Source organism: Comamonas sp. B-9 (assembly GCF_000410635.1).
Lineage (GTDB): Bacteria > Pseudomonadota > Gammaproteobacteria > Burkholderiales > Burkholderiaceae_C > Comamonas.
Window position 1 is genome coordinate 9786 of the sequence record NZ_KE148578.1, and the last position, 11466, is coordinate 21251.

The 11466-nt window shown below is 64.0% G+C and carries 11 protein-coding genes, 2 pseudogenes and 1 riboswitch; of the genes and pseudogenes, 4 read left to right on the top strand and 9 right to left on the bottom strand.

Going from position 1 to position 11466, the window contains the following annotated elements:
- Both H928_RS33335 and H928_RS0112980 read left to right on the top strand, forming a co-directional pair.
- A pseudogene (locus tag H928_RS33335) lies at window positions 1-194 on the top strand (M23 family metallopeptidase); the annotation flags it as partial.
- Between the two features lie 110 nt (window positions 195-304).
- Window positions 305-1426, top strand: a complete 1122-nt coding sequence (locus H928_RS0112980; protein WP_021026897.1) for an anhydro-N-acetylmuramic acid kinase — start codon at window positions 305-307, stop codon at window positions 1424-1426.
- Window positions 1427-1449: 23 nt separating this feature from the next.
- Here the strand turns inward: H928_RS0112980 and mdtD are convergent, their stop codons facing one another.
- From mdtD to rplM, 4 genes are all read right to left on the bottom strand, one after another.
- Window positions 1450-2874, bottom strand: coding sequence for a multidrug transporter subunit MdtD (mdtD, locus tag H928_RS0112985; protein ID WP_021026898.1), 1425 nt, complete (start codon window positions 2872-2874; stop codon window positions 1450-1452).
- Between the two features lie 98 nt (window positions 2875-2972).
- Complete coding sequence (erpA, locus tag H928_RS0112990) at window positions 2973-3338, bottom strand: iron-sulfur cluster insertion protein ErpA (protein ID WP_021026899.1); 366 nt, start codon at window positions 3336-3338, stop codon at window positions 2973-2975.
- A 172-nt stretch (window positions 3339-3510) separates the two neighbouring features.
- Window positions 3511-3903: a 30S ribosomal protein S9 gene (gene rpsI, locus H928_RS0112995; protein WP_021026900.1), complete on the bottom strand. Its 393-nt coding sequence runs from the start codon at window positions 3901-3903 to the stop codon at window positions 3511-3513.
- An 11-nt stretch (window positions 3904-3914) separates the two neighbouring features.
- Window positions 3915-4343 carry a 50S ribosomal protein L13 gene (gene rplM, locus H928_RS0113000; RefSeq protein ID WP_021026901.1) on the bottom strand — a complete coding sequence of 143 codons (429 nt, stop codon included), beginning with the start codon at window positions 4341-4343 and terminating at the stop codon, window positions 3915-3917.
- Window positions 4344-4675: 332 nt separating this feature from the next.
- On the opposite strand from rplM, the gene H928_RS0113005 reads away from it, so the two are divergent.
- Window positions 4676-5563 (top strand): 23S rRNA (adenine(2030)-N(6))-methyltransferase RlmJ, encoded by an 888-nt coding sequence (locus H928_RS0113005; protein ID WP_021026902.1) that lies wholly within the window; start codon window positions 4676-4678, stop codon window positions 5561-5563.
- Between the two features lie 105 nt (window positions 5564-5668).
- Here H928_RS0113005 and H928_RS30815 read toward each other — a convergent pair whose 3' ends face one another.
- The 5 genes from H928_RS30815 to H928_RS0113030 form a co-directional block, all read right to left on the bottom strand.
- Window positions 5669-6508, bottom strand: a complete 840-nt coding sequence (locus tag H928_RS30815; RefSeq protein ID WP_239644960.1) for a septal ring lytic transglycosylase RlpA family protein — start codon at window positions 6506-6508, stop codon at window positions 5669-5671.
- 70 nt (window positions 6509-6578) lie between these two features.
- Window positions 6579-7406: a methylenetetrahydrofolate reductase [NAD(P)H] gene (gene metF / locus H928_RS0113015; protein WP_021026904.1), complete on the bottom strand. Its 828-nt coding sequence runs from the start codon at window positions 7404-7406 to the stop codon at window positions 6579-6581.
- Between the two features lie 24 nt (window positions 7407-7430).
- Window positions 7431-8633 (bottom strand): TlyA family RNA methyltransferase, encoded by a 1203-nt coding sequence (locus H928_RS0113020; protein ID WP_021026905.1) that lies wholly within the window; start codon window positions 8631-8633, stop codon window positions 7431-7433.
- Between the two features lie 134 nt (window positions 8634-8767).
- Window positions 8768-10198, bottom strand: coding sequence for an adenosylhomocysteinase (ahcY, locus tag H928_RS0113025; protein ID WP_021026906.1), 1431 nt, complete (start codon window positions 10196-10198; stop codon window positions 8768-8770).
- 73 nt (window positions 10199-10271) lie between these two features.
- Window positions 10272-10370, bottom strand: a riboswitch (S-adenosyl-L-homocysteine riboswitch).
- An 18-nt stretch (window positions 10371-10388) separates the two neighbouring features.
- Window positions 10389-11093, bottom strand: coding sequence for a response regulator (locus H928_RS0113030; RefSeq protein ID WP_021026907.1), 705 nt, complete (start codon window positions 11091-11093; stop codon window positions 10389-10391).
- Between the two features lie 178 nt (window positions 11094-11271).
- Here H928_RS0113030 and H928_RS0113035 point away from each other — a divergent pair.
- A pseudogene (locus H928_RS0113035) lies at window positions 11272-11466 on the top strand (precorrin-3B synthase); the annotation flags it as partial.

Sequence of the window (11466 nt, forward strand, 5' to 3'; positions counted from 1 at the left end):
CCACCGGCCCGCACCTGCACTTTGAGTTCCGCGTCGCTGGCGAGCAGCGTGACCCACTGGCCATGGTGGCCGAGAGCGAAACCAGCAAGCCGATCAGCCGCCAGGCCCGCGCCAAGTTTGACAACCTGGCCAACAGCATGCGGCTGGCGCTGAACGACCAGATGCTGATGCTCGAGACCAGCGCCAACCAGTAAGCGGTTACGCCCGTCCGCCGGTAAGCAGCACGTAACAGCCGCTGCCGCTGCCCCCAGGCCCCCACAATCTTGGTATTGTTGGGGCCTTTGCTTTTGCACCTTTGAAGACAATGACTGAACGCTTTATGGGCCTGATGTCCGGCACCTCGCTGGATGGGGTGGATGGGGTGATTGCCCAGTGGCAGGACGGCCGCATGGAGGTGCTGCAGTACGCCAGCACCGGCTTTGCCCCCGAGCTGCGGGCCGAGCTGCTGGCGCTCAACAGCGCCGGCGAGCAGGAGCTGCACCGCGCCGCGCTCGCGGGCAATGCGCTGGCACGCAGCTATGCGCAGGTGGTCGATCGGCTGCTGGCGCGCAGCGGCCTGCAGCCGAGCGACATCACGGCCATTGGCGCCCATGGCCAGACCGTGCGCCACCAACCAGGCCTGTGGGATGGCACTGGCTATACCTTGCAGCTCAACAACCCGGCGCTGCTGGCGGAGCTGAGCGGCATTGCCGTGGTGGCCGATTTCCGCAGCCGCGATGTGGCCGCTGGCGGCCAGGGCGCGCCGCTGGTGCCCGCCTTTCACCACAGCGTGTTTGGCGGCGGCGACGCGGCAGGCAGTCTGCGCTGGGTGCTCAATATCGGCGGCATCTCCAACATCAGCCGCCTCGACGGCGACGACATCCGCGGCTGGGACTGCGGCCCCGGCAATGCGCTGATGGACCACTGGTGCCAGCTGAACACCGGCAACCCCTATGACGATGGCGGCCACTGGGCGGCCAGCGGCCAGGTGATTCCGGACTTGCTGGCGGCCTTCATGGAAGAGCCCTTCTTCCAGCTGCCTCCGCCCAAGAGCACCGGGCGCGACCTGTTCAACCCCGCCTGGCTGGCCCCCTTGCTGGAGCGCCATGCGCCCGGCGCCGCGCCTGCCGATGTGCAGGCCAGCCTGACCGCCTTTACCGCGCTGGCGATTGCGCAGGACATGCAGCGCCATGGCGCTGCCGAGGGCCAGACCTTGATCGTCTGCGGCGGCGGCGCGCTCAACCAGCAGCTGCTGCAACGCCTGGCGGGTCTGCTGCCCGGCATCGCCGTGGACAGCTCGGCCGACCATGGCCTGCCCCCGCAGCAGGTCGAGGCCAGCGCCTTTGCCTGGCTGGCCCGCCAATGCTGGCAGCGCCTGCCCGGCAATCTGCCGGCGGTGACCGGTGCACGCGGGCCCCGGGTGCTGGGGGCGATCTACCCTCGCTGACAAATGGTTAGCCAGCTAGGCGGTCAAGCATCCCCGCCATCGGGCGCCGGCTTGACCGGCTCATCCTTGTCGAGCTGGCTGAACACCAAGGTCGCGGCCAAGGTCATCAAGGCCACGGTCAAAAAGGTGGCGTGGATGGCGCGCAGCGACTTGTCCGGGTCGGTAATCCAGCGGTCGGCATAGCCTGACAGCAGCGCGCCGGCCAAGGCCACGCCAATGCCCATGGCCAGCATCTGCACCATCGACAAGAGGCTGTTGCCGCTGCTGGCAAATTCGCCGTCCAGGTCCTTCAAGGTGACCGAGTTCATCGCCGAGAACTGCATGGAGTTGAAGCCGCCAAATACAAACAGCTGCAGCAGCAGCAACCAGGGCGGCTGCTGGGCGCTAGTCAATGCAAAGCTCGCCAGCATGAAGGCGACCATCACCGAGTTGACCTGCAGCACGCGGCGGTAGCCAAAGTGCTGCACCGTCTGCACCGCAAAGCGCTTGACCAACATGCTGCCCATGACGGTGGCCAGCATCATCATGCCGGCGTTCATCGGTGCCATGCCCAGGCCCACCTGCAGCAGCAGCGGAATCAGAAACGGCGCAGCCCCGGTGCCAAAGCGGGCAAACAGATTGCCCAGCAGGCCCACGCGCAGCGAGCGCACGCGGAACAGCATCGGCGGAAACAGCGGCTCGGGCACTCGCAGCGCATGCATCCAGTAGCTCGCCAGGCTGGCCAGGCCAAACACCATCAGCACCACGACCATCGCCATGCCCAGGCCCATGCCGGACATGCCATCGAGGGCCACCGAAATGGCCACCATGCCAAACGACAGCAGCGCATAGCCCAGGCCATCAAACTTGCGCGGCACCGACCAGGTGGTCTCGGGCATCCAGCGGCGCGCGGCCCAGACGCCAAAGAGGCCGACCGGCACATTGATCCAGAAGATCCAGTTCCAGGTCGCCACCTCCACCAGCCAGCCGCCCAGGGTCGGACCCAGCAAGGGGCCGATCTGGCCGGGAATGGCGATAAAGCTCATCGCGCGGATGAAATCACCCTTGGGGTGGCTGCGCAGCACCGCCAGGCGCCCCACGGGCAGCATCATCGCGCCGCCCACGCCTTGCACCACGCGCGCGGCGATCAGAAAGCCCAGGCTGGGCGAGAGCGCGCAGAGCACCGAGCCCAGCACAAACAGCGCAATCGCCCACATGAAGACGCGGCGCGTGCCAAAACGGTCAGCGATCCAGCCCGATGCGGGAATCAGCATGGCCGTGGTCAGCGAGTAGGCGACGATCACCGACTGCATCTTCAGCGGGCTTTGGCCCAGCGAATGGGCCATGGCCGGCAGCGCGATGTTCAGGATCGTGGCATCGAGCGACTGCAGAAAAAAGGCAATCGCCACCAGCCAGAGCAGGCGCTCCTTGTGGGGCGCAACGGGGCGGGGGGTCAGTTCAGCGGACATGGACAAAACAAAAGCCGCTGGTCAACAGCGGCTTGTGGCAAGGTGGTGGACCAGAAGGCAAGCACAGGAGCAATGCCTTCCATCACAGACTGCGCGGCTTATACCGAGAAGCTCGATCCGCAACCGCAGGTGGTCGTGGCGTTCGGGTTCTTGATCACGAACTGCGCGCCCTGCAGGTCTTCCTTGTAATCGATCTCGGCGCCCAGCAGGTACTGGTAGCTCATCGCATCGATCAGCAGCGACACGCCATTCTTGGTCATGGTCGTGTCGTCGTCGTTGGCAATCTCGTCAAAGGTAAAGCCATACTGGAAGCCCGAGCAGCCGCCGCCTTGCACGAACACGCGCAGCTTCAGATCCGGATTGCCTTCTTCGGCAATCAGATCGGCCACCTTCGCCGCTGCACTGTCGGTAAAGACAATCGGGGTGGGCATTTCCGTCATGGTGTTTTCAGCAACTTCGCTCATGGGAGACGACTCCTGTCTTATTTGATGTACTGCAAAGAATGGTACTCCAATCGCATGTTTCTCGCAGCCTGGGGGCCGGGTGACGCCAATTGCAGTGTGGGAATAGCCCACCCGTAGCGAGCCGCCATAAAAAAACCGCCCCGAGGGGCGGTTCTTGGCAAGTAGCCAGCAATTAACGCTTGGAGAACTGCTTTGCGCGGCGTGCAGAGTGCAGACCGACCTTCTTACGCTCGACTTCACGTGCGTCACGGGTCACGAAGCCAGCTTGGCTCAGTTGCGACTTCAGTGCTGCGTCGTAATCGATCAGAGCGCGGGTGATGCCGTGGCGGGTGGCACCGGCTTGGCCGGATTCACCGCCGCCGTGCACGTTGACCTGGATGTCGAAGGTTTCGACATTGCCGGTCAGCACCAGGGGCTGCTTTGCAATCATGATCGAGGTTTCGCGGCCGAAATATTGTTGAATGTCCTTGCCATTCACAACAATCTTGCCGGAGCCCTTCTTCAGAAACACACGGGCGACGCTGGATTTGCGACGGCCGGTGCCATTGTTCCAATCACCAATCATCTCGGGACTCCTTAGATTTCCAGCACTTTAGGCTGTTGGGCGGTGTGAGGATGCTCATCACCACCGTAGACCTTCAGCTTCTTGATCATGGCGTAGCCCAGAGGACCCTTGGGCAGCATGCCCTTGACAGCCTTTTCGAGAGCACGGCCAGGGAACTTCACTTGCATGTCGCGGAAGTTGGTGGCAGTGATGCCGCCTGGGAAGCCCGAATGACGGTAGTACACCTTGTCCGTGTTCTTGGTACCAGTGACCTTGATCTTGGAGGCGTTGATGATGACGATGTAGTCACCGGTGTCAACGTGAGGTGTGTAAATGGCTTTGTGTTTGCCGCGCAGACGGAGTGCCACTTCGCTGGCGACACGTCCGAGCACCTTATCGGTGGCGTCAATCACAAACCACTCGTGTTGCACCTCAGCGGGTTTTGCGCTGAATGTAGACATGAGTTTTCTCTTTCAATAGAGGGTTTGGCGAATCCTTTTCCGCGGTCGGTGCTTCTTCTAGACGCAACTCTCGTCACGCAGGAAGCCTCTTAGGCGGTACTCCCTCACATGCAGCGCCTGGGCACTGCACGCAAAGTCCTCGCCGCGGGATTCATAAAAATCGCTGCGAAGCTCTCCATTATAAAAGTTTTTCGGCAAGACGTAAAGTGCTTCCTTACATCCCACCAATGGGCTCGGTTCCGGCATTTTTTCCATGTTTTTGGGGCCTGTAGCAGCTGCTGCATGCCCCTTTGGCGCCGTAGCGTGGCGCATATCGCTACCATTGGCGCCCTATGTTCAGTTACCGCCACGCCTTCCATGCCGGCAATCACGCCGATGTGCTCAAGCACACCATCCTGATTGCCTCCCTGCAATACATGACGCAAAAAGAGGCGGCATTGGTTGCACTGGACACCCATGCCGGGGCGGGCCTGTACCGCCTGGACGGCGACTACGCCACCACCAGCGCCGAGGCCGACGAGGGCATTCGCCGCCTCGAAGGTGCCAAGGACCTGTGCCCCATGCTGCAGGACTATGTGGACATGGTCAAAGCCTTCAACACCAGCAACACCTACAAGGTCTACCCGGGCTCGCCCTTTATCGCGCAGCGCCTGCTGGGCGACCGCGACAAGCTCAAGCTGTTTGAGCTGCACCCCACCGACTGCCGTTCGCTGAGCGGCAATATCGCGCAGCTGAAGGCCGGCCGCCAGGTCCAGGTGCTGCTGGAAGACGGTTTTGAGGGCGTGAAGAAATTCCTGCCCCCGCCATCGCGCCGCGCCTTTTTGCTGTGCGACCCCAGCTACGAGATGAAGACCGACTACGGCCGTGTGCTCGACATGGTGGCCGACAGCATGCAGCGCTTTCCCACGGGCACCTATGCGGTCTGGTACCCGATCATTCCGCGCCAGGAAGCCCATGACCTTCCGCGCCGCCTCAAGACCCTGGCCAACAAGTTTGGCAAGAGCTGGCTCAATGCCGAGCTGACCGTCAAGAACAGCAAGATCACCACCGCCATGCGCCAGGGCGAAGAAAAGCGCCCCGGTCTGCCCGCCAGCGGCATGTTCCTGATCAACCCGCCCTTCACCCTGAAGGACCAGCTCAAGGTGGCCCTGCCCCAGATGGCCGAGCTGCTGCAGCAGGACAGCAATGCCGGCTATGTGCTGGAGAGCGGCGGCAAGTAAGCAGCGCAGACGGGAAACACACCGCCGGCCGGGTCAACCCCGGACAGAAAAACGCAGGCCATCGACCAAGATGGACCTGCGCTTTTGCATTTGTGTGCTGCGGTTTTACTTTTTGCGCCGTGCTGCGGGTGCGGCCTTGGCAGGCTTGGCCCGGGCCTTGGTGGCGGGGACCACGGCCCGCACGCGGCCAGGGTGCGCCGCGGCCTTGGCGTTCTGGTGACCGCGGGGCGCCGCATCACCGGCCAGTGCCCCGCTGCCGCGCCGCCCGGCCAGCACAAATGAGGGGCAGTCGTCGTCATCGTCGTCCAGGGTCCAGAGCTCCACCGGCTTGATACCCAGGCCCAGCATGCCCAGTTCCTGGGCGGCGCCCTGGCTCAGGTCGATGATGCGGTCGCCCGCATAGGGGCCTCGGTCATTGATGCGCACCACCACCGCCTTGCCGGTGACCATGCTGCGCACGCAGACCTGGGTGCCAAAAGGCAGGGTCTTGTGGGCTGCTGTCAGCCCTTCCTTGTCAAAGCGCTCGCCATTGGCCGTCTTGCGGCCATGGAACTGGCCGCCATACCAGGAGGCCATGCCTTGCTGGTCGGCCGAGCGGTAAGGGTCTTGCTTGAGGGCGGGAGGGATATCGGGCACATCCCAGGGGCGCGAGAGCCCATCGATGCTGCTGAGCGGCGCCGACGGCGGCAGCACCAGGCCCAGGCCTCGGCGCTCACCGGACAGCGCGGCCAGCTCCTCAGGCGCGGTGGAGGTGATGGCCGACTCGGCGGGCGAGCGTGCGGTGGGGTTCGCAGGTTCTTCAGGTGGCGTCAGGCCTTGCGCCGTGTTGTCTGCCGGCGCCGTGCCATCGACATCGCTGGGCACATGCACGCAGCCACCGGCGAGCGCAGCCAGGCTGATAGCGGCCAGCCAGCCTCGGCATCGCGATCGTGTGGATGAGGGCAACAGCAACTCCTGGTCTTTCCGCGTTCGGCACATTCGGGGCCACCGCGCTGCAAGACCACAGCGCTGTTGGCTACAGCCCCAGCCGGTCGCAGATCGCCAGTGTGGCTGCGCTTTGGTTCATGGTGTAGAAGTGCAGACCGACGGCACCACGGCGGCGCAGGTCCTCGCACATCTGGGTCACTACATCCAGGCCAAAGGCACGGATGCTGGCAACATCATCTCCATAGCCTTGCAGTCGCAGACGAATCCAGCGCGGGATCTCGGCGCCGCAGGCATCCGAAAAGCGCATCAGTTGCGTCGATCCGGTGATCGGCATAATACCCGGGATGACCGGCAGGTCTACCCCGCGTTTTTGTAAATCTTCTTGAAATCTGCAAAAGGCATCGGCGTTGAAGAAGTACTGCGTAATGGCCGAATCGGCACCGGCTTTCACCTTGGCCAGAAAAGCCTGCAGATCGGCCTCGGGGTTGCGCGCCTGCGGGTGCATCTCCGGATAGGCGGCCACTTCGATGTGGAAATCCTGGCCGAATTCGTCGCGGATAAACGTCACCAGATCGCTGGCGTAGTGGAACTCGCCGCCCAGGCCATAGCCGCTGGGCAGGTCGCCGCGCAAGGCCACCAGGCGCTTGACGCCCATGTCCTTGAGCTGCTGCAGCTGCGCACGCACGGTTTGCTTGGTCGCGCCCACGCAGGAGAAGTGCGATGCCGCATCCACACCCTCGTCGAGGATGGCCTTGACCACGCCAAAGGTGCCCTCTTGCGTGGAGCCGCCCGCCCCATAGGTCACCGAGCAGAACTGGGGCTTGCGCGCATACAGCGCCTGGCGCACCACGCGCAGCTTGTCAGCGCCTTCGGGCGTCTTGGGCGGGAAAAATTCAAAACTGATGGGAAAGGTCATGGCCGTCTTCCAGGTCGTCAATACTCAGCGCTCGTTGCGTTTTTTCTGCTTGCTGCGTGCCGGGCCGGGCTGGCCAAAGCTGGCCGCTTCGGGGTCCACATACAGCTCCTGCAGATCGCGCTTGGCACGCATATCGGCCCGCGATGGGCGCTTGGCTGCGGCCTTCTTCGCTGGCGCGGCAGAGGTCTCATCGCTGGCATCGGCTGCCGCAGGCGCGGGCAGCTTCACCACGGCGCCTTGCTGGGCATGCACAAAGAACTCGTGGTTGCCGTCACCGCCATCGATGGCCGAATCCATCCATTGCTTGACCTCCAGGCCCAGCTCGGCGAGGCAGGCGCGGATGCGCTGTTCCACCTCGGCATACAAGGCCTTGTCGCGCACAATGCCGCCCTTGCCGATCTGGCCGGGCTGCAGCTCGAACTGGGGCTTGACCAGCATCAGCAGCTGGCCACCGGGCTTGAGCACGCTCACCACCGCTGGCAGCACCAGGGTCAGCGAGATAAAGGACAGATCGCCGGTGACAAAGTCAAACTCGGGGCGGATATCGACGTTCTCGGTGCCGGCGCGGCGGCGGCGCTCGACGGGGGCCGTGCCCTCCGCCTTGGCGCGCTGCTTGGCGCTGCGCTCGGCCTTGAAGTCCTCGATCTCCTGCTCTTTGGCGTCCTGGCTGTCGTCGTATTCCTCATCGACCTGGCCGCCATTGCGCATCCAGGCATAAGGGGCCACCGGCTGGGTGTCGTTGTCCTCTTCTTCGAGCACGATCTCGGTCAAAGCCAGATCGCAGGCCGCTTCCAGCGATTCGGGCGTCAGCGCGCGGGCATTAAAGCCCTCGACACAGACCACACGCGCATCGGCACGCAGGCGCTCGTGCAGCTGGCCCGTGCCCACATCGACACCGATCACCTGCTGGGCGCCGGCCTGCAGCAGGCAGTCGGTAAAGCCACCGGTGCTCTGGCCCACGTCCAGGCAGCGCAGGTCCCGGACCACCAGGCCGGTCGCCGCCAAGGCGCCTTCGAGCTTCAAGCCGCCGCGCGAGATGTACTTGGCTTCCGAGTCATCGAGCAGCTCCACATCGGCGCCTGCTGGAATCTCGTCCCCGTTCTTGGCCACCTTGATCCAGGGGGCCAGCGAGGTGGTGCGCCATTGCACACCCGCAGCAATCAGGCGCTGCGCCTGCGAGCGGGTCGACGCCAGGCCCGTTTCCACCAAAAACACATCTGCGCGCATGCGCGTTCCTTCAATCAAAACGACCGGCTGGCCCGCCCAAGCGGAGCAGCCCGTCTTCACAACAAATGCCCAACAGGGCTGCAGCGCCTAGCGGCACACAAGGGTGTCACCAGGCGCTGGGATTACCGCTCAGCTTAATAACGGTAGGTTTCAGGCTTGTATGGGCCTTCCTTCTTCACGCCGATGTAGTCCGCTTGCGCCTGGGTCAGCTCGGTCAGCTGGGCACCCACCTTCTTCAGGTGCAGGCGTGCAACCTTCTCGTCCAGCACCTTGGGCAGCACATAGACCTTGCCCACTTCGTAGGCGTCTGGGCGGGTGAACAGCTCGATCTGCGCCAGCGTCTGGTTGGCAAAGGAGTTGGACATCACAAAGCTGGGGTGGCCGGTGGCGCAACCCAGGTTCACCAGGCGGCCCTTGGCCAGCAGGATGATCTTCTTGCCATCGGGGAAGGTGATGTGGTCGACTTGCGGCTTGATCTCTTCCCACTCGTACTTCTCGATCGATGCGACATCGATTTCGTTGTCGAAGTGACCGATGTTGCAGACGATGGCCTCGTCCTTCATCGCGACCATGTGCTCGTGGCGGATGATGTCCTTGTTGCCGGTGGTGGTCACGAAGATGTCGCACTTGTCAGCGGCGTACTCCATGGTCACAACCTTGTAGCCTTCCATCGCCGCTTGCAGGGCGTTGATCGGGTCGATTTCGGTCACCCAGACTTGCGCGCGCAGCGCAGTCAGCGCCTGGGCGCAGCCCTTGCCCACGTCACCGTAGCCAGCCACCACAGCCACCTTGCCGGCGATCATCACATCGGTGGCGCGCTTGATGCCGTCCACCAGCGATTCGCGGCAGCCGTAGAGGTTGTCGAACTTGGACTTGGTCACCGAGTCGTTGACGTTGATCGCGCGGAACAGCAGCGAGCCGTTGGCCGACATTTCGTTCAGGCGGTGCACGCCAGTGGTGGTCTCTTCGGTCACGCCCATGATCTGGGCCGACTTGCGGCTGTACCAGGTCGCATCCACGGCCAGCTTGGCCTTGATCGCGGCAAACACGATCTTCTCTTCTTCGCTGCCGGGGTTGGCCAGCACGGAGATGTCCTTCTCGGCCTTCTTGCCCAGGTGCATCAGCATGGTGGCATCGCCGCCGTCGTCCAGGATCATGTTCGGGCCTTCGCCTTCGGTGTCCTTGGCGCCGAATTCAAAGATCGCGTGGGTGTAGTCCCAGTAGTCCTTGAGCGACTCGCCCTTGATCGCGTACACGGGCACGCCGGTCTCGGCGATGGCGGCAGCGGCGTGGTCCTGGGTCGAGAAGATGTTGCACGAGGCCCAGCGCACTTGGGCGCCCAGCGCAGTCAGCGTCTCGATCAGCACGGCGGTCTGGATGGTCATGTGCAGCGAGCCGGTGATGCGCGCGCCCTTCAGGGGCTGGGCAGCGGCGAACTCTTCACGCACGGCCATCAGGCCAGGCATTTCGGTTTCGGCGATCTTGATTTCCTTTCGGCCCCAAGCGGCCAGGGAAATATCGGTAATCGCGGAGTCAGCGGGATTGAAGCGAACAGCAGCGTTCATGGTTTTCTCCAAAAATTGAATGAAAAACCACGTTCCGCGGAAGAAGGGAAGGACCATCTCACCGCACAGAAAGCGTGGGTGAGCGTCGTTGCGAGATGAAATCCGAGCCTCACGCCCCATGGTGGTCTGGCGCCTGGCCAGACTGGGAAACGCTGCAACGCTCCTCGGATGGAGTGCGATTATAAGGGCATCAGCCCTGTAACCCCACCAGGCGGTAGCCCACTTGAAGCTCGGTAAGCAGATGGCGGGGCTGGGCCGGCTCGGCCTCGATCTTCTGGCGCAGGTTGGCCATGTGCACGCGCAGGTAGTGCGGCCGGTCCAGGTACTCCGGCCCCCAGACCTGCAGCAGCAGCTGGCGGTGCGTCAGCACCCGGCCCTGGCCGGCGATCAGCGCCGCCAGCAGCCGGAATTCGATCGGCGTCAGGTGCACGGCAGCGCCCGCCTGGCGCACTTCGTGCGTGGCCAGGTCCACCTCCACATCGCCAAAGTGCACCGTGCTGCCGGGCTGCTCGCCGCCACTGCGCTGGCTGCGGCGCAGCATCACGCGCAGGCGCGCCAGCAGTTCGGGCACGCCAAAGGGTTTGCTCAGGTAGTCGTCCGCGCCCGCATCGAGCGCCGCCACTTTCTCGTCCTCCTGGTCGCGGGCCGAGAGGACCAGCACCGGCAGGCCGCTCCAGCCGCGCAGCTCGGCGATCAACGTCTTGCCATCGGCATCGGGCAGGCCCAGGTCCAGCACCAGCGCATCGGGCTGGCGGCTGGCCGCCTCGATCAGGCCACGCCTTGCGCTGTCGGCCTCGAAGACCTGCCAGCCTTCGTCCTCCATGGCCAGACGCACAAAGCGGCGGATATGCGGATCATCGTCCACCAAGAGGATGCGGGGGGCAGCAAGCGTCATGCGCCCGATTGTGACAAAAAAACGGGGTGGTTTGCGCCCGCAACCCGGCGGCAAGCGGGCACTTCGCTACACTTCAGCACCCCGGCATTGCGACTGCGCTGCCGCCTGCTCCATGTTTGCCACCCCACCCTCTCCCCTTCCACAGACCCAAGGCTGGTGCCCTGGCGCCTGGCAGCCCATGGCTTCTGGCGATGGGCTGGTGGTGCGGGTGCGCCCACCGCTGGGCAGGTTGTCGGCCGCGCAGGCGCTGCGCTTGGCCGAGCTGGCCAGCGAGCATGGCGCCGGCCTACTGGAGCTCACCAGCCGCGCCAATATCCAGCTGCGCGGTGTCGCCCCCAATCAGCACGGCGCGCTGCTGGCGGCCCTGGCCGCC